Genomic DNA, 24,747 nt, shown 5'->3' on the forward strand with positions numbered 1-24,747 from the left:
GCTTAGTGTTAACACTCACACTTCGACAACTCAACCTTTAATTAATTTGCTTTACTCAACAATAAATTAATAGATAAACCTACTAAAATAAAACCTACAGCGTAATCAAATAGTGCTTTAATTTTACGATTAGCAAATATTTTTTAATATATTGGAAAATAAATACACAAAAAATAAACCATAATAAAATAACTAAAGTCACAATAGCTGATAAGATAGCTATTTGTGATGTCACTGCCTCACCAGTAGAAAGAAACTGCGGTAAAATACTAATATAGTATAGTAACGCTTTAGGGTTTAATAAAGTACTTACAATACCTTGTCTATAAGAATTCAAATAACTAACTTGAGCTATTTTCATTGTTTCTGGATTGAAATTTAGACCTTGGCGTGCACTAATAATACTGCGAATACCTAAGTAAATTAAATAACATGCTCCCAATATTTTTATTATTAAAAACACATAATACATTTGCGCTAAAATAAAAATGATACCAAAGATCGCTAATAACGAATAAATAACATGGCCTGATGTAATGCCTAATGCTGCCATTGTCCCGTTAACACGACCTGAAGAAATAGAATTTTTCATTACAATAAAAAAGTCAGGTCCAGGCACAATAATAATCATTAGCGTGATGGTAATAAACGTAAGTAATCCTTCCAACACAGCTTCCCCCTTTATTTTTTATTGTTAGCTTATCAATCTAGCATCAACTGCGCAATTACCTACGCTAAATTTATAGAGTCGCTCCCTACTCTATATAGCTATACATTTTATTATATTATTATGTTATTTTTACTATTATATTGTTTGATTTCATTGATTATTGACTCGTATATATGATATATTAATGGTGTAGTTGGAATCCGACTACTAGTCTTTTATATTCATGAACATATTACTCTTGGAGGCAACTATGTGTTGCCTCTTTTTTTATATTTTAACTCAATAACTTTAACCCCACTGTGCTTGCTAAAATCACTGCAATACATATAATCCGTTTAATGTCTTTAGATTCTTTGAAAAACAACATCCCTATCAAGGCACCACCTACTGCACCTATTCCAGTCCATACAGCATAAGCAGTACTCATTGGTAAATTTTGCATAGCATAAGTTAACGCTACAAAACTCAAGGCAAACAATATTAACATGCCTAACAAGTCCTTACTACGTTTATGATGTGTGTATGCGTTTAATGCTGTAATTGCTAACATTTCAAATATACCTGCTAAAATTAAAATTGACCAAACCATTATTTTTTACCTCCTTCACTTGGCGTTACAAGTTTCAAGCCAATAACACCGGCTAACAAAGCAAAAATCAAGACGATTTTCCCTATTATTACGGGTTGCCCAAATACTACAAAATCAAGAATCGTTACGCCAGTCGTGCCTAATCCAACGAAAACTGCATATGATGTACCTACCGGCAAATATTGTGATGCATTAATTAGTAAATAGAAACTAACAATAATAGCAATGATAGTTAATAACCATTCTAATGTAGTACTTGCATGCGTTAATCCGACAGCCCATCCTACTTCAAAAATAGCTGCAATAATAATTTTCAACCAGTTCATTTTTTAAACCTCCTATAAAATAAAAAGCCTGAGAAATAGTGCTATCACTATCTCCCAGGCTTTTATCCTTCCGTGTCACATGAATACATGTGGCTTTCTCTCGGACCAGACTAACGACTGTTACGGAACCCTAGAAAGCTTTTATTTAATTACTTTTAGCTTATCAAATAGTCCATACTCGGTCAATAAAACTTTTCATTTTTCACTTTATTTTACTTTTGATTCTATAAATACGTTTTCATTATATCAAAAATTAAGCCAAAACTCTCCACATTTTAATCGTTTTAATGTATAATGAAATCACATTAGAATTATTCTAATGTGAAATTGAGAATAATAAAGTATCACAAGATTTATTTCGTAATAGTAAGTTGTCACTTTGATTTTTCGTAGTATACCAAACTAACACAATCACGTAAGACACACTAGCTAAATGGATTAAAACTTGTTTTAAGCACATATTAGAGATTTAAAATTTGATGAAAGGTGAGATCGTTATGCAATTACTTGATTATAAAATGGAACAAGACAAACTCGTTGCAACTGTACGTTCAGATAAACAGCACTTATTCAAATATACTTTCGATATTCACACACCAGAATATGAAATTTTAGCTGTATTAGAAGAAATTAATCAACATGTTGATAATGGCTTCCATCCTTTAGGTTGTGCTATTATTAAAAACTTTGATTATAAGGACGTGCATGAATATTCTTTATAAAGTAGTCACATTCAAACCATTATGAGTACACAATTGTTGAAAACATCAGTTGTGTACTTTTTTTATGCCCTTTCAAATACCTACTATTACTATGCTTTACAAATGCGTCTACAGTATCTGGGTCAACAATATAACGCCAGGCGATGCTATACACGCCCTTATTAACAAGAGGTCCGAACTGACTATCAATTCGGGCCTCTTATCGCTTATTCTGCTAATGTGTACTTATTACTGTGCGGTAACCTCTATTTGCACCTCAATATTTCCTTTGGTCGCTTTAGAGTATGGACAAAATGCATGGGCTTGATTAACATAGTCTTCCGCAACTTCTTGAGACATATTATTTAGTGTGACATTTATCGTACCACCTAATTTAAAGCCATTGTCTTCCTCATCGGTCAATAAATCAATCGTCACCTCAACTTCAGGTTGTGCATCTGTCACTTTATTACGTTGTAATATGAGAGAAAGCGCACTATTAAAACAAGCACTATAACCAGCTGCAAATAATTGTTCTGGGTTGGTTTCAGTTACAGCATTACCACCCATAGCTTTCGGTGTGGCTAAGTTATGGGTAAATGTATTATCAGGGCTAAAGACACGTCCATCTCTACCACCATTGCTGATCATACTAGTTGTATAAATTGCTTTTGACATATAAAGCACCTCTTTTAAATTTTAAATTATCATTCTATAATATTAAAAAACATTCAATTGTACTTAATTCAATAGAACTTAATCAAAATTATACTGTGCACTCAAGCAACTATACAACTATTTTGCCTCAGTACTAACCTAACAATAGACTATACTAAACCTGTTCAACTATAAAAAATGACTAATCCTACAATTAATGGATTAGTCATTTTAATTTTGACACGCAAGACACCTGTCTACTGTGTTATTGATTATTATATTTTGCTATTTCCGCTTCTCTTAACTCTACACGACGTATTTTACCTGAATTTGTTTTCGGTAAATCAGTGACAAATTCAATTTCACGTGGGTATTTGTATGGTGCTACGTCCTGTTTGACATAATTTTGTAAGTCTTTTACTAATGCATCATCTGCCGAGTAATTATCTTGTAAAATCACAAAGGCTTTGACAATATTTCCACGAATATCATGTGGTTTCGCAACTACTGCGCACTCTTTGACGGCTGGATGCCCAATTAAGGAATCCTCAACTTCAAATGGACCAATAGTATAGCCTGAACTTATGATAATATCATCGCGTCGACCTTCAAACCAAAAATAACCATCTTCATCAACGCGTGCTCTGTCTCCAGTCACATAATAGTTACCTCGTTTGGAGTCTGCTGTACGTTGCTCATCTTTATAATAACCTTTAAATAATGCTGGAGAATCTAAAGCAACAGCAATATCTCCAGTTGTACCGTCTTCTATACGATTGCCATCTTCATCAATAATAGCCACTTGATCTCCTAAAATCGCTCGACCCATAGAACCAATACGTGTTTCCGTACCTTTCAATGAACCTATTAACAACGTATTTTCAGTTTGACCATAACCATCTCTAACAGTAAGGTCAAAGTTTTTGCGAAATTGTTCAATGACTTCTTGGTTTAATGGTTCACCTGCAGATACTGCACTGTGTAATTGTGATAAGTCATAGTCACTCAAATTAGGTAACTTTGCCATTAAACGGTATTCTGTTGGTGTACAGCATAAGACATTAATCTGATGCTTTTGTAGTAACTCTAAATACTTCTCAGCATTAAATTTACCATTATAAACAAATGCCTTACCACCTGAACCCATGATAGATAAAAATGGACTCCAAACCCATTTTTGCCAACCTGGTGCTGCAGTAGCCCAAGCAGTGTCGCCTTCTTCAATACTTAACCAATATTTAGGTGCAGTTTGCATATGTGCATAACCCCAGCCATGTGAATGAATCACTGCTTTCGGTTTAGCTGTCGTACCTGATGTATAAGACAATAATGCAATATCATCTTTAGATGTTTCTACCATGGCAAGTTCAGCTGATGCATTATGTTTTTCTGCAGTTAAATCATGCCACTGCTCTGCTTGTCCACCAACCACAAATTTAATTAATTGCTCATATTCTGCAATTTGAGTGAATTCATCCAGATGCTCAGCAATAGCAACTACTGCACTGACTTCACCATGCGAAATTCTATGTTGTAAATCTTTTGTCCGTAACATTTCGGAGCTTGGAATAATCACCAAACCTAATTTTAGTGCTGCTAAGTAAATTTCATACGTTTCAATGGCACGAGGCATCAAAATTAATACTTTGTCACCTTTAGTTAGCCCATGATTTAAAAAAACGTGCCCAACACGATTCGCATTTTTAATTAGATTTGCATAAGTAATTGTTTGCGTTTCTCCCGCTTCATTTTCAAATAAAATTGCTTCTTTCGCAGGATTTTCCGCGTATTTTTCAATTTCTGAAACTATATTATATGTTTGTGGGGCTATTAAATCTTCTTTTTTCATAATTTTCTCCTTCAATATACATCCTTATACTAAATAAAGCATTCTAACATTTCATAAGCTATATGCTCAATCCTAGCATATATATTACGCCTATACCGTCGATTTGATAAGTAAAAAGTCGGAAAATTTACAATTTACATCATCTACTAATCCATATATCAACTTAGGCGCTTACTCCCTTCTTCAATAAATACCATTATTACATAATAACGCTATTATCCATGTAGCGTAATATAAATGCTCAGAACAACCATACAGTCACACAAGTTCTATGCATTAATACAACAGCACCGTTCTCAGAGTTGAGAACGGTGCTGATTTTTTTATATTAGGTTAATTCTAACATTCGATTTAAAGCTTGTTTGGCACTATATGCTACGTTACTATCGACTGCGATACGGTTCGATAAATCACCTTGTTGAATTTTATCCAGACACCATGCGAGATGTGGTAAATCTATGCGATTCATCGTCAAACACGCACACATCAACGGATTCAATGAACGAATATTTAATTCAGGGTGTTGCTTTTTCAAACGCTCTACTAAATTCATTTCTGTACCGATGACCCATTCACTCCCTTGTGGTGCATCATTTAATTTATCAATGATATATTTAGTCGAACCAGCATAATCTGCTGCTTGGACCACATCGAATGTACATTCTGGATGTACTAAAACATTCACGTGTGGGTTACGTTGACGTGCTTGTTTAATATGACTAACATGAAACTTTTCATGTACGGAACAATGACCTTTCCACAAAATAACTCTAATATTGTCACCATCGCCATCGTATTCTAATTTCTTAGTCAAAGGATTCCATACGGCCATTTCGGTTAAATCCACACCAAGCTGATAGGCAGTATTACGACCTAAATGTTGATCTGGCAAAAATAAAATACGCTGCCCTTGATCCAAAGCCCATTGTATGACTGTAGCTGCATTGCCACTGGTCACACATGACCCTCCATGTTCACCCACAAACTGTTTGATTGTTGCTGTAGAATTAACATATGTTAACGGTAAAATATTATCTCCTAACATTTCTGTTAAATAATGATAGCCATACTGTGCCTGTGTAATGTTTGCCATATCTGCCATCGAGCATCCAGCTGACAAGTCAGGCAAATATATATGTTGATCCTCAGACGTCAAAATATCTGCAGTTTCCGCCATAAAATGTACACCATTAAACACAAAATAACGCGCTTCAGTATTCGTGCGGCAAATTCTTGCCAATTCTAATGAGTCTCCCATAACATCTGCAAATTGTGCAACTTCATCCTTTTGGTAGTGATGGGTTGGCATAAACAACTGTGACCCTAATTGTTCCTTAATACGCCAAATTTTTTCTTCTAATTCTTGATTTGAAAGTTGTAAATAGTATTCTGGTAACGCTTGTGCATCCGTTAATATTGGATTAAACATTATAAAACCACCTTTGCTGAAATATCGAGTGCGTGTGTCGCATAAAAGAGTGAACCTACAGAAATATAATCCACACCTGTTTCGGCATAAGCTACAATATTATGTTGTTGAATATTACCAGAAGCTTCTGTTTTGATATGTTTTGGTACATGTGACAGTTGTTCCGCAATCCATGCTGGTTGTCGATTATCAAACATAATCACATCAACTTCTGCTGCTATTGCTGCTTGTAGCATCGTTTCATCTTCTATTTCTACTTCGATTTTATCCATCGGTCCTTGCAATTGACGTGCCATAGCCACTGCTGTACTTAATGATTGTTGTGCTGCGATATGATTATCTTTCAACATAATTCCATCATTAAGTGTGCGACGATGGTTTACCCCACCCCCAACGCGTACCGCATATTTTTCAAACATGCCCAATCCGGGAGTAGTTTTACGAGTGTCAACTAATTGTGCTGATGTATGCTGAATAAGCTCAACCATCTGGTGTGTCTTAGTTGCTATACCGGACATGCGTTGAATTAAATTCAAGACAATTCTTTCCATAGTGAGTAACGTTTGTATTTTGCCGCTAATCTTAGCAATATGTTGTCCATGTTGTATTTGATCGCCATCATCAATATATAACTCAATAGCTATTTCTGGTTCTAACAATGTAAAACTATTATGTAATATGACCTCACCACAAAATATTCCGCTTTCTTTGGCAATTAGATTCATAGTGCCACGTTGTGTTGTGTCAAAAATACTCGTTGCTAAGTCACCATAATGATTATCTTCCAGGTAAAACTGTTTGATTTTCTCTTGTACGCTTAATATGTTGAGCATGCATGTCTTCCCCCTTTACAATTTCAATGTCTATTTGTTGTAATGCTGTTTGCATCTTTGGTTTATCTAACCGATAATGTGCACCTCGAGATTCTGTACGATGTAAGGCAGCTTCACAGATGATTTCTAACATTTTTACTCTGACATAGCGTTGCCACAATGTGGGTGTAAGTTGAGTTAGAGTGATATGCTCAGCTTGCTCTAAAGCCTGATGTAAACGTGTTAAATAACCTGTCATACACGCTCCATGTCGTTCAATCCCAAGTATAGCCTCGCTTTCTGCTTGTAGTGGTTTTAACACAGCCTCAGAAATTTTAGGTATCTGCACTAACGACGGTTGAGGATCTACGAGTGGACGGCTGGGCTGTTGATTAATCACTGCAGCACAATGTTGCCCCATTACAATAGCTTCCAATAAAGAATTACTTGCCAAACGGTTCGCACCATGAAAGTTAGTATTGCTTGCTTCACCAATACAATAAAAATGAGGTAAATTTGTACGGCCTGCTAGGTCTGTTTTAATACCCCCCATTGTATAATGTGCACCAACAGTTACTGGTAGGTATCCTTGCGAATAATCATCTGAGCAATAGCGTTGTGCTTGTTGATATATCCCGGGAAATCTTTGCTTAAAACCCCGTACCTGACGAATATCTATATAGCATTGTTGGTGCTGTTCGAAGATCGCCCTACTTGTAATGTCTCTAGGTGCCAAGCTACCCAAAGGATGATAATCATCCATAAAGCGAACGCCTTGTGCATTCTTTAAAATACCGCCTTCTCCTCGAACCGCTTCAGAAATCAAGCCATAATTGTTGGTTGGCGTACCTAATAATGTAGGATGAAATTGAATCATCTCCATATGCCGTAATGGCACCCCATGATGAAAAGCAATAATATGACCCGAGCTGACTGTCGACGCAGCATGAGAATTATGACGAAAAATATTACTATATCCTCCGGTTGCACATACAACTTCATGTCCTAATATTTGTTGCAATTCGTTATTCTGATCAAACATATAGACACCACATATCTTGCCGTCTCTATCATGCACTAAATCAATGACTTCAGCTTGCTCATAAGTAGTGATGTGCGAATGTCGAGTCAGGCATGCTGTTAGATGTTGCATTAAGCCGTACCCTGTACGATCTCCTCCTATATGTAAAATGCGTGGTACCGTATGTGCCCCTTCTAAAGCCCAGTCAAAATCGTGAGTGTCTACTTGTCGATCAAAGTTGATACCTTGATTTATGTATTTTTGAATAGCTTCATAACTGGCGCAAATCATCGACGTAATCACACGCTGGTCACCTAAAAGATGACCAGCTTCATATGTGTCTTGCGCATGTGATGCACCAGAGTCATGTTCGTATTTTGAAAAACAAATACCTCCTTGAGCTAAATAACTGTTGTTTGTAGTTTTACTGTCTTTAGTAAGACAAATAACGTGTACATCTTCTTCTAATGCTTCAATAAAAGATAGCGCAGCAAGACCACTGCCAATTAAAATAATTCTTTTCATGTTTACACCTAACTTTACACTTATGTTACATTTAGTATACACATATATTTACATATTTCCGATTATAATACAAGTGAGGTAAGCCTATGATTTATTTAGACAATGCATCAACTACACAACCTGATTCTCAAATATTAACGATTTTCAACGATACACAAACCAACGCTTTTTATAATAGCGAAAGTTTACATGTGGGTGGTTTACATGTCTCACAGCTTTTACAATCATGTCGTTACTATATTCAAAAATACTTTCATACTGATAAAGAAGTTATTTTCTCGCGCAGTGGCTCTCATGCTAATGACATTGCTATCCGCAGTTATTTGGAGCATACAACAAAAACCCAAATTTTAGTATCGCCTTATGAACATCCATCAATCGCTGCAGCATTAGCACCTTACGAAGATGTTTTTAATATCGTGACGCTACCTTTGACAGCAGACGGTGCTATTGATGTCAGTGCAACACAACATCTATTAACAGATGATGTTGCCTTGATTATCATGCAGCATGTTAATTCAGAAACAGGATATATTTTACCAGTTAGTGAAATTGCAACTTTAGCGCACCAATTTGCTATTCCGGTCCATGTCGATGGCGTACAAGCAATTACCAAAGTACCGAACCTCACATTAGATGTTATTACCTCTTATGTAGGTTCAGGTCATAAATTTCACAGTACGAAAGGTGCAGGATTTTTATTGATAGACCATAGTTACATTCAACCATTAAACAGCCATTACTTACATGAATCTGCGACACAAAATGGCACAATAGATACACCAAGTATAGTTGCGATGACTAAAGCACTATCTATGGATACACATAGCGATTATCTTAGTCAAATCAAATCTTTTGCACTACAACAAGCGATAGCCTCAGGTTTCACTCCTATTGAGTACGATCAAACTGCGCCACATATTTTAGCGCTCCTCTCACCGCAATTCGAAGGGCAATATGTCATGCAGTATCTCGCCAGTAAAAACATCTGTGTATCTACCGGTACCGCTTGTGGTCATGGTATGTTGTTAAGTGACGGTTTACAGGTTAAAATAAAGACAATACCTAATCATGTACACGACCAATATTTACGTTTATCATTTTCAAAATATACGACTCAACAAGATATTGCGACGTGTTTCCAACATTTACACACACTTATTCAAGGAGACGAAAGCTATGGATACACCTAATAAGCGTAGAGCTCAAATCTTACATTTACTTGAATCAGCTACTACACCGCTGAGTGGCAAACAACTTAGCGAACACTTTGCTGTTTCTCGCCAAATTATCGTCAAAGATATTTCGGTACTAAAATCACAAGATTATACTATACATGCCACAAGTAAAGGTTATATCCTCAATCAAGAACCTCAAGGTAAATCATTCAAACGTGTCATCGCCTGCCAACATACACGCGATAGGATGGCTCAAGAATTACAAATCATTTTAGATAACGGGGCAATGATAGATGATGTAGCTATAGACCATCCTGTTTATGGCACCATCAAAGCAAAATTAATGATTGAAACTAACGAAGATTTACAACAATTTTTAACACAAATGACGAAATACCAAGGTCAAATGCTCGCTAATCTTACGCAAGGCGTGCATTTACATACCATTTCTGCACACACCGAAAAAATTTTAGACAATGCGATCACTGATTTAAAACAGCACGCCTTTATCGTTGACTAAAATTACTATTGCACTAAAAAACTGTGTTAGCGTTACCATATACTGGCCCGTCAACACAGTTCTTTTAGTGTTTTAATTTTGTTAAATTTAATTACGCAAAGTTGTTGACCCCTGTAAACTAAAAATGTATTATATACAAGGTGCACAACCATATAAAGGAGACACGATCAATTATGTTTGCAGATTTAAAATATTTAAAACAACATCCTTTCCAACTCGTTTCTATGATTGCTATAGCGTTAATACCGTTAATCTATAGCGCTGTATTTATCGGATCGATGTGGAATCCATATAATGAAACAAAGTCATTAACTGTAGATATTGTCAATAAAGATGATGGGGCTAAAATTAATGGCGAAGAGATTAATATTGGTAATAAACTCGAAGATAAATTAAAGAATGATGATAACTTCGATTGGCAATTCCATGAAGACAGTAAAGAAGCGAAAGAAAATATTGATAAAGGTAAATCCTTTGCTTATATAGAGATACCGGCAAACACTTCTAAAAAAGCAAGCACACTATTAGATGAACAACCCGAAAAAGCTAATATCACAGTGAAAACTAATCCTGGATATAATTATATCGGTGCTAATATCGGTGGCCAATCAGCAACAGGTATCCAACAAAAATTAAGCGATGAAATTCGTAGCACTTATACTAAGGAAGTATTCAGCAATATGAAAAAGTTAATCGCAGGTAATGAACAAACAATCCAAGCCTTAGATGACATGAATAATGCTGAACAACAGTTGATAGATGGTAACCAACAAGTGCAAGCTGGTTTAGAACAACTGAAACCTTTAAACCCAAATGCAGTAGGTCAAATTGCACAAGGCAATACCCAAGTGACTGACGGTTTAGCTTCATTACAAGAAAACAATGAAAAATTAAATAATAACCTTAAAGCAAATATGCAACAGTCTTCAGATACACATTTTGAAGAAAAAAATGCAGAGTATGTTGCAGATCCAATAAATATGAAGCAACAAGATGTTACTGAAGTTGAAAACTATGGTCAAAGTTTCGCACCATACATTATTGCTGTGAGCTTATTTGTCGGCGCTATAACTTTCAGTGCAGTCTACCCTGTAGGCAAAAATATGCTAACACGCAATTCTGTTGGTCAAACGTTTATGAGTAAATTCTTGCTATACCTCATTCAAAGTATTGTAACGAGTGCTATCCTAACACTGTTCCTTGTCTTTGTATTCCAAATCGAAATCGATGATATTGTAAGATTTATAACTTTAATTGTATTATGGGGCTTAGCTTCTATGTTCCTTGTCACTACATTAACAACACTATTAGGCAATGTTGGTAAGTTCTTAGCCTTAATGCTATTAATCTTACAATTAGGTTCAAGTGAAGGTACGTTCCCAATTGAAACGTCGAATGGCTTTTTCCAATTCCTTAACCCTATCTTACCTATGACTTATGTGATTAAAGGAATTAGAGAAAGTATCTTCGGCTTCACAGGAGCAATACCATATCATGATGCAGTGATATATCTTATTATTTTAATTGTTATATCATTGATCGTGCTATTCTTTAGCTGGATGATGAAATACAAATTCCCTAAAACTCAAACATTAGATTAATTAAAAAAAGCCTAGCAATCCACGACAGATTGCTAAGCTTTTTGTATTTATTTACAGTTGTGCTTGTGCTTTTACATAGTCAACAAAAGCTGCTATATCCCCTTTTTCAATGTTAGAAATAGGAAAGGCACCGATATCAAAACGTAATTCTACTGAAGACTCATCATGTGAAATATGTTGTAATTCATCATAACGAATACTTCTATAATAAAATTGACCATCCATATCTACATTTAAAATTAAACGTTCATTCGTTGCAATATATGCACCTTGGTATATATGTTCTGTACCTTGTATCGTATAAGGCATGTCACCTAGTACTGCTGGTCCTTTTGTTTCTGTAGGATATAAATCATCCGGATTTACATTATCTAAAATCATGCTCTCACCTCATCTATAGATTAATCTGCTTTTTCTAGATCTACGTCATTGATGTCTATACCCATTGCTTGTGCAACGCCTTGACCATATTGTACGTCTGCTTTATAACAATGTCTAATATGACGATGTTTCAACTCATCAGTAACGGGTGCCATTTCATTTGCGGTATTGTAAAATAATGCTTGTTGTTGTTCTGTTGATAATAAACGGAATAGTTTCCCAGGTTGTTCGAAATAATTATCATCATCTTCACGGAAATCATGTTCGTAAACACTGCCTTCCAGTTCTAATGCAGGTTTTTTGTGTTGTGGTTGATCTTGAAAGGCATCGTAACTGTTTGGATAATAATGTGTACTGCTACCTTGATTGCCATCCAAAATACGCATTTGACCATCGCGACTAAATGGACAAATATTTTCGACGCCAACACCTTTAGGTTGATTGACTGGTATTTGCCAATGGTTCACACCTAAACGATAACGTTGTGTATCACCATAAGAGAATAAACGACCTTGTAACATTTTATCTGGAGAAAAATCTAAACCAGGAATGATATTAGTTGGTGCAAACGCTGCTTGCTCTACATCTTGGAAGTAGTTTTCTGGGTTACGATTCAACTCAAATTCTCCTACTTCGATTAATGGGTATTCATCTTTATACCATACTTTAGTTAAATCAAATGGATTATCTTTATGGTTACGTGCTTGTTCTTCTGTCATAACTTGAATATACATTTTCCATTTAGGGAAATTCCCTTCTTCTATAGCATTAAACAAGTCACGTTGTGATGAATCTCTATCTTTTGCTATAACTTGTTCTGCTTCTTCTGCTGTAAAGTTTTCAATACCTTGTTGAGATCTATGGTGGAATTTAATCCAGAAGCGTTCGCCTTCAGCATTATACATTGAATATGTATGTGAGCCGAATCCATGCATATGTCTATAACCTTTTGGAATACCTCTATCAGTCATCAAAATAGTGATTTGGTGTAATGCTTCAAGTAACAATGTCCAAAAATCCCAATTACTTTGTGGGTTTTTCATATTTGTTTTTGGATCTCGTTTCACGACATGGTTTAAACTTGGAAATAGCTTAGGATCTCTAAAGAAAAAGACTGGCGTATTATTACCAACTAAGTCCCAGTTCCCTTCTTTAGTATAAAACTTCAAGGCAAAACCTCTGATATCACGTTCTGCATCACCAGCACCACGTTCACCAGCTACCGTTGAAAAGCGTGCAAACATTTCTGTTTGTTTACCAACTTCTGAAAAGATATCTGCACAAGTATATTGCGTAATATCATTTGTTACAGTAAACGTACCAAAAGCTCCAGATCCTTTAGCGTGCATACGACGTTCTGGAATTACTTCTCTATCAAAATGTGCCATTTGCTCTAAGAAATACCAATCTTGCATTACTAAAGGCCCTCTTGGACCAGCTGTCATACTATTTTCTCTATCTGAAACGGGTGTCCCGAATAAACCTGTTAATTTATTATTCATCTCTATACTCCTTCTCGATTCTATATATTGATGTCTCTATGATAACGATGTGTCGCGTGTACACTTTACGTGTAATCATATTTAAAGCTATAACTATGAGCTCCACTTTGTGCTTTAACCGTCACACATAATAGCTCATTAGTTACACACTTTATAACAATTACTTTTTTGTAATTATTATAATCTATTATATCAACTTTTCCTGTATTGTCGATAATTTTATATTAATTTGTTGATTAAATTGATAATCATTAGATATAAATGATAATTATAATTAACGTCTAAACAAAAGGGAGTGGGACAGAAATCTGATTTTGAAAAAATGATTTCGTCGTCCCACCCCGGCAAGGATGACTAGTATTGAAAAAAACTTGATTTGAAGCGCATTTTCAATACAGTCAGCTACTGCCCATATGAAAATAGACTAGGACGAATCAATATTGTCCTAGCCTCTTGATAGTGTAAAATATCATTTTTCAAATAATAGTAAAAAGAACAGTCAACATGGAGCTCCTCATTTTCACAAAATAGGTCATTTGCCCTTAATGTTGATGCTGCATTATCAATTCTGCCAAACATTGAATGGCTGGCTCCATATCTTGTTCAGCGATATAGGCGTAAGAAAAACGTAAATATAGTTTGGCTTCATTGTCATAAATTTCACCTGGATAAATAATTAATCCTTGCTCAAGCGCTTGGTTGAATAGTGTTTTCATATCTATAGGTACCGTCAGCTGAAACCAAATATAAAAAGAGCCTTGAGGTTGTTGCCATGTACCACAATCAGCTAGATATGTTTCTAAACATTGAATAAAATGTGCACTTTTACGCTGTAATCTCTGCCGTAATTGTATTAAATGATTATGATAATATTTAGGTTCTGTTAACCACTTTTGGGCGATAAATTGTGCTATAGAGCTGGCACCATAGTCATTTTGCATTTTCAAATCTGCTAAATGACTAATGACACGCTCATCACCGACAATCCAACCTACACGCAAACCAGGACTTACCGTTTTGGATAAACTTCCTAAATATAATACATTATCGTTATTGTCGAGCGCCTTCATTGGTAACGGTCTGTCACCCTCAAACCATAAATCACCATACACATCATCTTCAACGATAGGTATACCTTGTTGTTGGCATTGATTAATAATTTTTTGCTTTTGTGTCTTACTGTACGTATGTTGTGTAGGATTATGTAACGTTGGAATACAGTAAAATATACTATGCTTATACTCACTATTTGCACGAAAAATATGATTAATATGTTGTTCTATTGTTTCTATTTGTATCGGTAACATCTTTGCTTTCATACTATGCCACGTATGCACAGAATTAATATACGATGGGGTTTCAATTAATACTTTAGACTGTGGTACTAATAAACCATCGGCAATTAACTTCAACCCTTGTAACGCACCTGACACGATACAAATTTGCTCAACATTACAACTAATGCCTTTGCGTGCCAAATGCTCGACAACAGCATGACGTAAAGCTAATTTCCCTTTCGGTGGTTCGTAATTAGTTGTTAACGCGCCTTCCACATCTTGTGCGATTATCTCTTTAAACAAATCATTAGGGATTAATTCTGGTTCTAATTCACCAGTTCCCGTGCGTATTAAGTGTGTATCAAATTCTAACTCATTAATTTTGCGAATATAATATTGATTATTTTGTGACCTGCTATGGCCAAAATAATCATGCCACCGTATATTATCTTTAACATATTGATTCCATTTGTACTGCGAAACGTAGACACCACGTTTTTCGATGCGATCTATTGCACCGTAACTTTCCAAAATATCAAATGCTTCTATGATTGTAGAACGATTAACTCGATACTGTTGCGCAAGTACACGTTGACTAGGTAATTTATCTCCTGGCCGTAAGCTATTGTCAGTCATTTGCGCTAAAATATCATCAACAATATATTGGTACTTTGCTTGCTTCATTTTGCACTCTCCCTTGGTTGGGATTTTAATTCACAACTGGTTGGTTTATTTGAATAATAGTTATTGTATCATATAACCATATTAGCTATAATTCACATTCCATTATAGCTACAACCATCCAATCTGGTTGGTTTATATCGGTTTAAAATACTTCATGAAAGTAGAGGCATATTATGTTACAACCTATACTACACGGCTTTTTACTCGCTTTAGGGCTCATTTTACCCTTAGGTGCACAGAATGTCTTTGTCTTTAATCAGGGGGCAAACCATCGCAAATTAATACATGCCGTGCCTGTCATCGTCACTGCCGGTCTTTGTGATACGTTACTTATTATCTTAGCGATTTTGGGCGTTTCGTTAGTTTTAATGTCTTTACCTGCATTACAATTAGTTATCTATATTATCGGCTTGATATTTTTATTTTATATGGCTTGGTCACTTTGGCATGAACAACCAAATAATTTGGCTCAACAACACTCAATGTCAGCTAAAAAACAAATAGGGTTTGCGCTGTCCGTATCATTATTGAATCCACATGCCATCATGGATACTATTGGTGTAATTGGCACTAGCGCATCAGTCTATACTGGCTCAGATAAACTATTATTTAGTCTGGCTACTATTCTTGTATCGTGGTTATGGTTTATCTTACTAGCTATACTGGGAAAATTACTAGGCTCAATAGATAAGACTGGTAAATACATCTTACTGTTGAATAAAGTGTCGAGTATTATTGTGTTAATTGTTAGCATAATCATTATTAATAATATAATTCGTTTATTATCGTAATGACATCTATAACAAGATATATAAAGTCTCTGACTTTGTTGGCAGTTTCTGTGCACGCATTCCGCGGGCACTGCCTTAGCATGTATTCTCACACTATTTCCCTTCGGGCGTCAGCACGCTAAAAAATTAGTACAATAAGTTAACCAAGAACTTGGTTATTTCTTAATATCATTAAGTATACAAAATTTTATAAAACTAAAATAAACGTCAATTTCTATATTTTCTCAATAGAAATTGACGTTTATTTTTAGTCAGGTATATTTATGTCCGGAACACTTAATTATTGTTTGTCATTAAATTAAAAGTCCAGAATACAAGGCTATTCCACAGAAAAGTATTTCCTAGTACCTTACTTTTCTGTAAGTACGCCGTCCTCCATATGATAGACGTGATCACAATACTCTGTTAAGCGCTCATCATGTGTCACAACAATACAAGTTTTATTCAGTGCTTTCACTTGTTGCTGTAAAATCTCCATGACAGCAATCGCATTTTCGGTATCTAAAGCTGCTGTTGGTTCGTCAGCTAAAATTACGGATGGTTTAGTGTACAAGGCTTTGGCTATAGCTACACGTTGTTTTTGACCACCTGAGATGTCGCTTGGTAATTTGTGTTGCACGCCTGTTAACCCCAACTGAGTCATCAGGTTGTTATATTCACTTTGAGACATAACCTCTTGTTTTTGTTTACGTAATAATTTGAACTGTTGACTCACATCTAAAAAGGGCACCAAATTCGTCGCTTGTAAAATAAATCCAATTTCTTGTAACCGTGTACGTGCAAGTTGTTTTTGATTCATCATAGAAATAGCTTGATTTTGAATAGTAACTTCTCCAGATGTCGGTGTTTGTAAAGCACCTACTATAGTTAAAAACGTACTTTTACCAGAACCAGATGGGCCAACAATGGCATTTAATTCTCCTTGTTGAAACGTAATACTAGTAGGTTTGACCGCTTCTATTATCTGATTGCCATCTTTAAATGATTTCGAGACATTCTCACAAATTAGCATACTGTATCCTCCTATTACCCAATCGCTTTTAATGGGTCAATTTTTCTAATAGATAAAATTGAAAACAAACTACCTAGTAATGATACTAAGATTAAGACGATGCCAAAAATGAGTAACGTTAAAACTTCAAACTTCACCGGTACCGCTTCAGGTAGAAAGAGACTCGTTAGTAACGTTAATCCTAAACCTATAACCGTGCCGATACAAGCTAATATAAACGTTTGTGCTACTACTACTTGTGCCAAGTAACTATTCGTAAATCCTTGTGCTTTTAAAACACCAAATAAATGTGTTTTTTGTAATGTAATCACATATAGGAAAATACCAATAACAGTAGCAGAAATAACAAATAAAAACGTAATCATAAAGTTTAATGTTAAGTTTTGTGCTTGATAGCCTGGCAATTGTTCAATGAAGTTATCTATAGACACCGCTTCTTTATCATTCTCTAGTTGCTGTGACGACCAGTTATCATCTTTAACGACGACTGCATTAGTTTGGTCATTTTGTAATTTCGGATTGATATTTGCTATTGTATTATTATTCGTAAATAGTACTGGTGAAGCATTGTATTTAGCACTTTCAGTAAAACCAACTATTTTCAACTTTTCGTCCGATTGCGATAACGTTAAAGTATCATCAATTTGAAAGCCTTTTGTTTTCAATGTTTCATCACCGACAACCTCATTATCGGCTGTGGCTTGACGACCATCAATCAAATCAGGCATTAGAAAACTATTTTTTGTCACACCAAAAAGCAATGCATTTTCTTCGACATCACCATTAGACGCAATAACACCTGTCTGTTTCAATGTCGTTTGTTTATCATACGTACCTTTCACATCATCTGCGTTAAACAACGATTGTTCCACTGTTTGATTTGCATCCTTATTTAAAATAATAGCGTCAGCATGCCATTTATCTATGCCTTCTCTATTCATATTCATTAAGCCATTGGCTAAACCCGATAATAAAAACAGTAAATAACTTATCATAATTAACACACCAATGATCAAACTGAATTTTAATTTATTGCGTTTGATTTCATTCCAAGCTAAAAACATAACTCACCTCTTCTACTTACTAATTGCTGCTTCTCCATCTTACACTTTCTACTAAAACATTTATAGTTACGCATCAGTATTACACGTCAACAACTTATCATTTATCAAGGTCTTCCAATAAATCATGTAATTCTTGAAGGTCTTGTTCATTTAATTCTTTTTGTTCAACGAAATTTAATACTAGGGATTTCACATCACCACCATAGAGTTGATTAACTAACGTTTTAGTTTTTTCATATTTCATATAATCTTCCTCCACTGTTGGTGTGTACTGATAAACGCCATCTTGTTTTTCCCTAGATAACAGTCCTTTTTTATATAAACGCGTAATTAATGTACGTATCGTCTTTTCATTCCACGCTTTAGACTGTTGTACTTGCTCAATAATATGATTCGCAGATAAGGGGGACTGTGTCCATAAGACATTAATAATTTCCCACTCTGCATTTGAAATATCAGGTGCTTTCTCAGTCATTAATTATTCCTCTCTCCTTCAAAATAGCCTTACTTATAGCTTTAGCTTGTGTTCCTGATGCATTTGCTGCTCCATGTACATGTGTTGAAAAGTAATATGTGTTATTAGCTGTTGTCACATATCCTGTATACCAACCATTTTGTAGTTTGCCATTTACTTTACCAGTACCTGTTTTCCCATAGAGTTGCGCTTTTTGATAGTCTTGTTCATGTAGCAATGTATCTAAATAAGCAACATCACTTGCGCGAAAGTCTAACTGTTGTTGTTTTACCGTTGCTAAAGTTTTCACTTGTTCTAAATTAGAAACTTTGAGGGCATCTTCTTGCCAGTATGCAGATGCATTACTCAACGTTTCATTACCATAATTTAACTTTTGTAGATAGTTACGCACCTCTTGGTTACCCAATTGTTTATTCAGTTGTTCAAAATACCAATTTACTGAATAGCTAATAGCACTCTGGACATCTTGATCACGTTCCCATTCAGCAAAAGGATATGATTCACCTTGCCACTGTTTTGTAGAGTGTTGTGCTGATATTTTCTTTTGATCTAATCCAAACAGCGCTAAATATATTTTAAAAGTCGAATCCGGTGCAAAGCGTTCTCTACTCCCTGCCTCATTATAAACAGCGTACTGTTGTCGTTGCTGGTCAAATAATACAAAAGAACCTTCTAATTGGCGAAAATGTTCATGTTCATCTATGTGTCTTAAATTATCTAATGCCTTTGTGTAACGTCCATTAGCATTTTCTTGTGCGCCTACTAAAGGTATTTGGACTATTAATAAACTAGAACATAGTACTACACCTATCATCAAAAGCAAACGGCGGTGTGTCTGTTTATGAAAATTTTTGATTTGCAATATTCTTTGTTTTAGTTCTACTTTTTTTCCACTGAATGACTGAACATAGATACTGTGCTCTTTTTGTACTCTAGACATTGTACTAGCGATAAGTGTCTGTCCATATAATTTATACTCTGCTGGTTGCAATTGAGTTAATACTTTTTGGTCTGCAATCAATTCACATTCTTTTTTCATATGGCGACGCACATAATAAAGTATGGGATTAAACCAAAAACATTTAGTTAATAAGTTAATAAACAATACATGTAAGGGATCTTTGCGTTGAATATGCGCTAGTTCATGTAGCATCATATATTTGCATGCTTGTGCACTAAAGCGTTGATCCATATTGGTCGGTATAATAATCCAATAACCTCCCCACCAAAATGAAACAGGAGTTTCCACTAGAGGACTCTCTGCTACAGATATGCGTTTATGAGCACTGTGTAACTTTACTATATTTAAACTTTCACCCTCGCTAATCGATACTGTTGAGCGCACCAAATTGCGCAGTTGTAAACAACCACGCACAAAATACACAACCCCTACAAACACGCCTATAAGCCACAATGTCGTTACAAGCCAAGTAATAGCTTCCCAATTCATTTGCGTTGTATTTAAAGCATAATCTTTTGTTTGCGACCAAGCATTGGGTGTACTCGTTGCTCCTGTTGTAGTTGCAGATTGACCAACATCACCCTGTTTGTGCGAGCTCACTAATCCTCTAATCCACTGTTGAGGTAATAATGGTATAAACATCGCTACGTAAACTAAATACCACATTTTATAGCTTATAGTGCTATGCCAGTATTTCGTACATATCGCTTTAAATAAATATAAAAAAGCATAAACTATTACCGCACTTAATGTACTCAATATTACAAATTTCAACACTCGCACATTCACCTCTTTCATTATTTCCCATGATACTTGCTTGACTTAAATATTACAAGTGTAATATAATCATTCACGAAGATTACATTTGTAATATTTAGGAGGTAACTATGAAAAAGTTTTTTACTATCTTTGTCTTACTCTGTGTTTGCTTCGCTTACACAACTGCTACTGCTTCAGCGCAAGGTTTAACTAAATTAGAACATAAAAATGATGCCACAGTAGGTGTTTATGGCATTAATACTGCTACTGGACAAACTTATTCGCACAACGCTGATACCCGTTTTGCTTATGCATCAACTTTTAAAGCCATTACGAGTGGGTTATTATTACAGCAAAATTCTCCTGAAGCATTAAACAAAACTGTAACAATAAAAGAATCAGATATCGTGGCATATTCACCTGTTACTGAACAATATGTTGGAAAAACAATGACCCTACGTCAACTCATTTCCGCTGCTATGTTACAGAGTGACAATACTGCTAGCAATATCATAATGGAACAACTCGGTGGTCTGGATCAGCTTTCGTCTCGCTTACAAGCACTCGGAGATACAACAACAAACCCACAACGTTATGAACCCGAATTAAATAACTATGATCCACAAAGTACGGCAGATACATCAACACCTCGTGCTACTGCCCATAATTTGCAAAATCTATTAACAACAGATGCCGTTGCACCACAACAGCGTAAGTTTTTACAAAATTTAATGTTGAACAATAAAACAGGTGAGAGTTTAATCAAAAAAGGTGTCCCTAACAGTTATAAAGTAGGTGACAAAAGTGGCCAAGGTACAACTTATGGCACGCGTAATGATGTTGCCGTCATCTATCCAAAACATCAAACAAAACCAATTATTTTAGTCGTCTTTACGAAACATCAGCAACAAGACGCACAACCACAAGATGAGTTAGTTGCACAAGCAGCACGTCATGCAATACATCAGCTCGATTAACTTTAAGAATTTACGCAGACAAATATTTATTAATTATGCACTACTGTATCGCAACTGATTATTTAAATATTTACACTAACCAACAACACTTAGAGCTGGAACATGATTAATGTCCCAGCTCTATTTTCATACCTTGTTTTGATTATTAAGAACACATACCCACCAACATCATACTACAATGCTTCGACTAAGCAGCTGCCTATATTTATTAATATTTAACGATGCATTAAGGCCGTCACTTCACCTGCAAATACCTTCTGCTCATTTTGATTATAAGTATTTAACGCAACCGTCAGTCTCCCCGTAGTCTCTTTCATATGAGTTTTATCGATGACTTCCACTATGACATATAGGCGATCATCAGGATAAACAGGTTTCATAAATTTAACATTATTCATTTCAGTTCCTGCTATAACTTCTGAACCATATTTACCTTCTTCTACCCATAATTTAAAAGTCAATGCCAATGTATGGATGCCCGAAGCAATGATACCTTTAAAGCGCGTATCTGCTGCTTGGTTTTTATCAATATGCATATATTGCGGATCATACATTTGTGCAAATTCCATAATATCTGCTTCTGTTACTGTATAGCTTTGCGTAGTATATGTGTCACCTATGCGAAACGCATCTAAATTCATCCTCGTCTCTCCTTACGTTTAGTTATTACCTACAAGTGTATCAAAATTTCATTATATATAGAGAAGCCACTTATGTTATTAAGGGCAATAATAAAAAACCTATATTGTGTTTATATGTAATTATAAACACAATATAGGTTTTAAGACATTTGTTTATGCCCAACCACGGAAACGAGTTGCTTCTGCAGTACGTTTCACACCTATAACATAAGCCGCTAGACGCATATCAATGTTACGATCTTGCGCTAAATCATAAATCGTGTTAAACGCTTCTACCATCTTCACGCTTAGGCGCTCATTAACTTCTTCTTGAGACCAATATAAGCCTTGCTTATTTTGCACCCATTCGAAATAAGATACTGTAACACCGCCAGCACTAGCTAACACATCCGGTATTAATAACACATTTCGTTCAGTTAAAATACGTGTTGCTTCTTTAGTTGTTGGTCCATTCGCAGCTTCTGCAATGATACTTGCTTTAATTTTATGTGCATTATCAATTGTAATTTGATTCGCAATAGCTGCTGGAACTAAAATGTCACAATCTACTTCTAACAATTCATCATTAGAAATAGTATCATCAATCACATTAGTAAAGCGTCCATGTTCAGCACGCAATTCTATTAAACGATCAATGTCTAGTCCATTCGCATCATATACACCAGCTAAACTTTCAGAAACGCTGACAATTTTAGCACCTTTATCGTACAAAATCTTTGCAATAAAACTACCAGCATTACCAAAACCTTGCACTACAACTCGTGCACCTTTAATGTCACGTCCCAAACGTTTAATTGCTTCTTCTATAGTAATTACAGCACCTAATGCAGTAGCTTGTTCTCTTCCTTCAGAACCGCCAAGCGCAACTGGCTTACCAGTAATAAATCCAAATGCATTCGCTCGACTGATTTTACTATATTCATCCATCATCCACGACATTATTTGTGCATTTGTATAAACATCTGGTGCTGGAATATCACTATCTGGCCCCACAAACTGAGAAATTGCACGAACGTAACCACGAGATAAACGTTCTAATTCTAATTGACTTAATTGACGTGGATCACAAATAATTGCACCTTTACCACCGCCGTAAGGTAAATCGACAATACCACTTTTCAAAGTCATCCACATAGAAAGTGCTTTTACTTCCTCTTTAGTAACATCTGGATGGAAACGAATACCACCTTTCGTTGGTCCTACAGCATCATTATGTTGTGAACGGTAACCTGTAAATGTTTTTACAGTACCATCATCCATTTTCACTGGAATTCGTACCTCTAGAAATCTTAATGGTTCTTTTATTAAATCAAACATACCGTTATCAAAACCTAAATTATGTAAAGCTTCTTCTATAATTTCTTGTGTAGAAGATACTAAATTACTATTTTCTGTCATATTCACATCTCGCCTCTTTCTTAATTTATTACTTTACTTTTCATTCTCTTTTGAAATAACATTGCCTTTAACAATGAAATTTTGGCATTACTAAAATTAACTTAATAGTTAGAAAATTCAGTAAATAAAGCCGGAATCATCATTTTACTATTAAAATCGTCAAATGTAAACTAGACTACAAATAATCATAATAATTATATACAATAACATATATATCTTTAATAATTCATCAAAGAGCATAAAAATGCGTAACATCACTTTAATAAAGCTTAGTTACGCACGCTATATTTATATATTATACATAGTAGATAGTGGTGTTGTTAAGTCATTAGCTGCTTGTTGCATTACAGTTGCTTCATCTGTCGTAGCAGTATCTTGGGCACGCACAATATGCAAAGCATCAAATCCCATTATTTCTTCAAACATACCTTTCAAGTAATGATATGAAAATTCTAAAGCTGTATAACGATCATCATTAGTGTACACCGAACCACTTGCTTGAAGTAGCAATGCCTGATAGTCATCAGTCATTAAACCTACTGAACCCGTATCAGTATATTTAAAGGTTTGTCGCGGTACTAATATATTATCCATATAATCTTTCAACCGAGAAGTAATATTAAAATTGTGCATTGGTGTCACAATAACAATACGATGATGGGCTTTAAATTGCGCTATTAATGCTTTCGAGCGTTGCGCAATTTTTTGTTCATCACGTGTCATTTCTTGCTGCTGGCTTTCTTTTTCCCATATTTTTAATAGTTGCGTCGTTTCAATACGAGGAATTTCAGTTTGATATAAATTTAAGATCTCTACTTCTTCAGCTGGACAGATGGTTTGATAATGCTGCAAAAATAACTGTTGTAGCTTAGCAGAGAAAGTTGTTTCATTTTGATAATCGGGATGGGCATTAATAATTAACGTTTTCATTGAACATACTCCTTTAA

The 24,747-nt window shown here is 35.2% G+C and carries 23 protein-coding genes, 1 pseudogene and 1 riboswitch; of the genes and pseudogenes, 6 read left to right on the plus strand and 18 right to left on the minus strand.

Translation table 11 applies throughout. The annotated features are described in order from the left end of the window. Positions 1-41: 41 nt before the first annotated feature. From MUA37_RS12485 to MUA37_RS12495, 3 genes and pseudogenes are all read right to left on the minus strand, one after another. Positions 42-667: pseudogene (locus tag MUA37_RS12485) on the minus strand (LysE family translocator). A gap of 277 nt (positions 668-944) precedes the next feature. Continuing rightward, on the minus strand, positions 945-1,259 hold the full coding sequence (locus MUA37_RS12490; protein ID WP_021459332.1) for a DMT family transporter: 315 nt from the start codon (positions 1,257-1,259) through the stop codon (positions 945-947). Further along, complete coding sequence (locus MUA37_RS12495) at positions 1,259-1,585, minus strand: DMT family transporter (protein ID WP_002509599.1); 327 nt, start codon at positions 1,583-1,585, stop codon at positions 1,259-1,261. The genes MUA37_RS12490 and MUA37_RS12495 overlap by 1 nt, the downstream gene beginning before the upstream one ends. A 49-nt stretch (positions 1,586-1,634) precedes the next feature. After that, positions 1,635-1,730, minus strand: a riboswitch (guanidine-I (ykkC/yxkD leader). Between the two features lie 352 nt (positions 1,731-2,082). Between MUA37_RS12495 and MUA37_RS12500 the strand changes: the two genes are divergently transcribed. Next, positions 2,083-2,307, plus strand: coding sequence for a hypothetical protein (locus tag MUA37_RS12500; RefSeq protein ID WP_002509600.1), 225 nt, complete (start codon positions 2,083-2,085; stop codon positions 2,305-2,307). Positions 2,308-2,535: 228 nt separating this feature from the next. Here MUA37_RS12500 and MUA37_RS12505 read toward each other — a convergent pair whose 3' ends face one another. From MUA37_RS12505 to MUA37_RS12525, 5 genes are all read right to left on the minus strand, one after another. After that, positions 2,536-2,964: an organic hydroperoxide resistance protein gene (locus MUA37_RS12505; protein WP_002509601.1), complete on the minus strand. Its 429-nt coding sequence runs from the start codon at positions 2,962-2,964 to the stop codon at positions 2,536-2,538. A gap of 244 nt (positions 2,965-3,208) precedes the next feature. Next, on the minus strand, positions 3,209-4,792 hold the full coding sequence (gene mbcS, locus MUA37_RS12510) for an acyl-CoA synthetase MbcS (RefSeq protein ID WP_262624674.1): 1,584 nt from the start codon (positions 4,790-4,792) through the stop codon (positions 3,209-3,211). 328 nt (positions 4,793-5,120) lie between these two features. Continuing rightward, on the minus strand, positions 5,121-6,221 hold the full coding sequence (gene nadA, locus MUA37_RS12515) for a quinolinate synthase NadA (protein ID WP_232198555.1): 1,101 nt from the start codon (positions 6,219-6,221) through the stop codon (positions 5,121-5,123). Beyond that, positions 6,221-7,054, minus strand: a complete 834-nt coding sequence (nadC, locus tag MUA37_RS12520) for a carboxylating nicotinate-nucleotide diphosphorylase (protein WP_103388609.1) — start codon at positions 7,052-7,054, stop codon at positions 6,221-6,223. Before nadC ends, nadA begins: the two co-directional genes overlap by 1 nt. Beyond that, complete coding sequence (locus MUA37_RS12525; RefSeq protein WP_167868064.1) at positions 6,999-8,579, minus strand: L-aspartate oxidase; 1,581 nt, start codon at positions 8,577-8,579, stop codon at positions 6,999-7,001. The genes nadC and MUA37_RS12525 overlap by 56 nt, the downstream gene beginning before the upstream one ends. An 86-nt stretch (positions 8,580-8,665) precedes the next feature. Between MUA37_RS12525 and MUA37_RS12530 the strand changes: the two genes are divergently transcribed. From MUA37_RS12530 to MUA37_RS12540, 3 genes are all read left to right on the plus strand, one after another. Then, positions 8,666-9,772, plus strand: a complete 1,107-nt coding sequence (locus MUA37_RS12530) for a cysteine desulfurase family protein (protein ID WP_232198554.1) — start codon at positions 8,666-8,668, stop codon at positions 9,770-9,772. Beyond that, a complete protein-coding gene (locus MUA37_RS12535) occupies positions 9,759-10,277 on the plus strand; it encodes a transcription repressor NadR (RefSeq protein ID WP_002509613.1) in 519 nt (172 codons plus the stop codon). Before MUA37_RS12530 ends, MUA37_RS12535 begins: the two co-directional genes overlap by 14 nt. A gap of 173 nt (positions 10,278-10,450) precedes the next feature. Beyond that, on the plus strand, positions 10,451-11,878 hold the full coding sequence (locus MUA37_RS12540; protein WP_262624675.1) for a YhgE/Pip family protein: 1,428 nt from the start codon (positions 10,451-10,453) through the stop codon (positions 11,876-11,878). A 51-nt stretch (positions 11,879-11,929) separates the two neighbouring features. On the opposite strand, the gene MUA37_RS12545 is transcribed toward MUA37_RS12540, so the two are convergent. From MUA37_RS12545 to MUA37_RS12555, 3 genes are all read right to left on the minus strand, one after another. Further along, positions 11,930-12,259 (minus strand): PH domain-containing protein, encoded by a 330-nt coding sequence (locus MUA37_RS12545; RefSeq protein WP_002509616.1) that lies wholly within the window; start codon positions 12,257-12,259, stop codon positions 11,930-11,932. 20 nt (positions 12,260-12,279) lie between these two features. Then, positions 12,280-13,761 carry a catalase gene (locus MUA37_RS12550; RefSeq protein WP_262624676.1) on the minus strand — a complete coding sequence of 494 codons (1,482 nt, stop codon included), beginning with the start codon at positions 13,759-13,761 and terminating at the stop codon, positions 12,280-12,282. Between the two features lie 542 nt (positions 13,762-14,303). After that, entirely contained in the window at positions 14,304-15,722 is a 1,419-nt protein-coding gene (locus tag MUA37_RS12555; protein ID WP_142019998.1) for an aminotransferase-like domain-containing protein, read from the minus strand. A 173-nt stretch (positions 15,723-15,895) separates the two neighbouring features. Between MUA37_RS12555 and MUA37_RS12560 the strand changes: the two genes are divergently transcribed. Further along, positions 15,896-16,513, plus strand: a complete 618-nt coding sequence (locus MUA37_RS12560; protein ID WP_107376739.1) for a LysE/ArgO family amino acid transporter — start codon at positions 15,896-15,898, stop codon at positions 16,511-16,513. Positions 16,514-16,862: 349 nt separating this feature from the next. On the opposite strand, the gene MUA37_RS12565 is transcribed toward MUA37_RS12560, so the two are convergent. The 4 genes from MUA37_RS12565 to MUA37_RS12580 form a co-directional block, all read right to left on the minus strand. Continuing rightward, entirely contained in the window at positions 16,863-17,525 is a 663-nt protein-coding gene (locus tag MUA37_RS12565; RefSeq protein ID WP_002509620.1) for an ABC transporter ATP-binding protein, read from the minus strand. Positions 17,526-17,539: 14 nt separating this feature from the next. Continuing rightward, complete coding sequence (locus tag MUA37_RS12570; protein WP_262624677.1) at positions 17,540-18,589, minus strand: ABC transporter permease; 1,050 nt, start codon at positions 18,587-18,589, stop codon at positions 17,540-17,542. Positions 18,590-18,686: 97 nt separating this feature from the next. Continuing rightward, positions 18,687-19,064 (minus strand): BlaI/MecI/CopY family transcriptional regulator, encoded by a 378-nt coding sequence (locus MUA37_RS12575; RefSeq protein WP_002509622.1) that lies wholly within the window; start codon positions 19,062-19,064, stop codon positions 18,687-18,689. After that, on the minus strand, positions 19,057-20,823 hold the full coding sequence (locus MUA37_RS12580; RefSeq protein ID WP_262624678.1) for a BlaR1 family beta-lactam sensor/signal transducer: 1,767 nt from the start codon (positions 20,821-20,823) through the stop codon (positions 19,057-19,059). Before MUA37_RS12580 ends, MUA37_RS12575 begins: the two co-directional genes overlap by 8 nt. Before the next feature lie 89 nt (positions 20,824-20,912). On the opposite strand from MUA37_RS12580, the gene MUA37_RS12585 reads away from it, so the two are divergent. Beyond that, the gene (locus MUA37_RS12585) at positions 20,913-21,761 is read left to right on the plus strand and encodes a class A beta-lactamase ARL-6 (RefSeq protein ID WP_087587938.1); all 849 of its coding nucleotides are present in this window, start codon (positions 20,913-20,915) and stop codon (positions 21,759-21,761) included. A gap of 215 nt (positions 21,762-21,976) precedes the next feature. On the opposite strand, the gene MUA37_RS12590 is transcribed toward MUA37_RS12585, so the two are convergent. From MUA37_RS12590 to MUA37_RS12600, 3 genes are all read right to left on the minus strand, one after another. Further along, a complete protein-coding gene (locus MUA37_RS12590) occupies positions 21,977-22,402 on the minus strand; it encodes a MaoC family dehydratase (protein ID WP_262624679.1) in 426 nt (141 codons plus the stop codon). Between the two features lie 153 nt (positions 22,403-22,555). Continuing rightward, positions 22,556-23,800, minus strand: coding sequence for a Glu/Leu/Phe/Val family dehydrogenase (locus MUA37_RS12595; RefSeq protein WP_262624931.1), 1,245 nt, complete (start codon positions 23,798-23,800; stop codon positions 22,556-22,558). Positions 23,801-24,088: 288 nt separating this feature from the next. Next, a complete protein-coding gene (locus tag MUA37_RS12600; protein WP_204172198.1) occupies positions 24,089-24,730 on the minus strand; it encodes an FMN-dependent NADH-azoreductase in 642 nt (213 codons plus the stop codon). Between the last annotated feature and the right edge of the window lie 17 nt (positions 24,731-24,747).

Source organism: Staphylococcus arlettae, from assembly GCF_025560845.1.
Classification (GTDB): Bacteria; Bacillota; Bacilli; order Staphylococcales; family Staphylococcaceae; genus Staphylococcus; species Staphylococcus arlettae.

Coding starts and splice junctions, on each gene's coding strand:
- MUA37_RS12585 (WP_087587938.1), top strand. CDS start 20,913: ATGAAAAAGTTTTTTACTATCTTTGTCTTACTCTGTGTTTGCTTCGCT.
- MUA37_RS12570 (WP_262624677.1), bottom strand. CDS start 18,589: ATGTTTTTAGCTTGGAATGAAATCAAACGCAATAAATTAAAATTCAGT.
- MUA37_RS12530 (WP_232198554.1), top strand. CDS start 8,666: ATGATTTATTTAGACAATGCATCAACTACACAACCTGATTCTCAAATA.
- MUA37_RS12545 (WP_002509616.1), bottom strand. CDS start 12,259: ATGATTTTAGATAATGTAAATCCGGATGATTTATATCCTACAGAAACA.
- MUA37_RS12550 (WP_262624676.1), bottom strand. CDS start 13,761: ATGAATAATAAATTAACAGGTTTATTCGGGACACCCGTTTCAGATAGA.
- MUA37_RS12555 (WP_142019998.1), bottom strand. CDS start 15,722: ATGAAGCAAGCAAAGTACCAATATATTGTTGATGATATTTTAGCGCAA.
- MUA37_RS12560 (WP_107376739.1), top strand. CDS start 15,896: ATGTTACAACCTATACTACACGGCTTTTTACTCGCTTTAGGGCTCATT.
- MUA37_RS12495 (WP_002509599.1), bottom strand. CDS start 1,585: ATGAACTGGTTGAAAATTATTATTGCAGCTATTTTTGAAGTAGGATGG.
- nadA (WP_232198555.1), bottom strand. CDS start 6,221: ATGTTTAATCCAATATTAACGGATGCACAAGCGTTACCAGAATACTAT.
- MUA37_RS12565 (WP_002509620.1), bottom strand. CDS start 17,525: ATGCTAATTTGTGAGAATGTCTCGAAATCATTTAAAGATGGCAATCAG.
- MUA37_RS12490 (WP_021459332.1), bottom strand. CDS start 1,259: ATGGTTTGGTCAATTTTAATTTTAGCAGGTATATTTGAAATGTTAGCA.
- MUA37_RS12525 (WP_167868064.1), bottom strand. CDS start 8,579: ATGAAAAGAATTATTTTAATTGGCAGTGGTCTTGCTGCGCTATCTTTT.
- MUA37_RS12595 (WP_262624931.1), bottom strand. CDS start 23,800: ATGACAGAAAATAGTAATTTAGTATCTTCTACACAAGAAATTATAGAA.
- MUA37_RS12600 (WP_204172198.1), bottom strand. CDS start 24,730: ATGAAAACGTTAATTATTAATGCCCATCCCGATTATCAAAATGAAACA.
- MUA37_RS12500 (WP_002509600.1), top strand. CDS start 2,083: ATGCAATTACTTGATTATAAAATGGAACAAGACAAACTCGTTGCAACT.
- nadC (WP_103388609.1), bottom strand. CDS start 7,054: ATGCTCAACATATTAAGCGTACAAGAGAAAATCAAACAGTTTTACCTG.
- MUA37_RS12540 (WP_262624675.1), top strand. CDS start 10,451: ATGTTTGCAGATTTAAAATATTTAAAACAACATCCTTTCCAACTCGTT.
- MUA37_RS12505 (WP_002509601.1), bottom strand. CDS start 2,964: ATGTCAAAAGCAATTTATACAACTAGTATGATCAGCAATGGTGGTAGA.
- MUA37_RS12535 (WP_002509613.1), top strand. CDS start 9,759: ATGGATACACCTAATAAGCGTAGAGCTCAAATCTTACATTTACTTGAA.
- MUA37_RS12575 (WP_002509622.1), bottom strand. CDS start 19,064: ATGACTGAGAAAGCACCTGATATTTCAAATGCAGAGTGGGAAATTATT.
- MUA37_RS12590 (WP_262624679.1), bottom strand. CDS start 22,402: ATGAATTTAGATGCGTTTCGCATAGGTGACACATATACTACGCAAAGC.
- mbcS (WP_262624674.1), bottom strand. CDS start 4,792: ATGAAAAAAGAAGATTTAATAGCCCCACAAACATATAATATAGTTTCA.
- MUA37_RS12580 (WP_262624678.1), bottom strand. CDS start 20,823: ATGAAAGAGGTGAATGTGCGAGTGTTGAAATTTGTAATATTGAGTACA.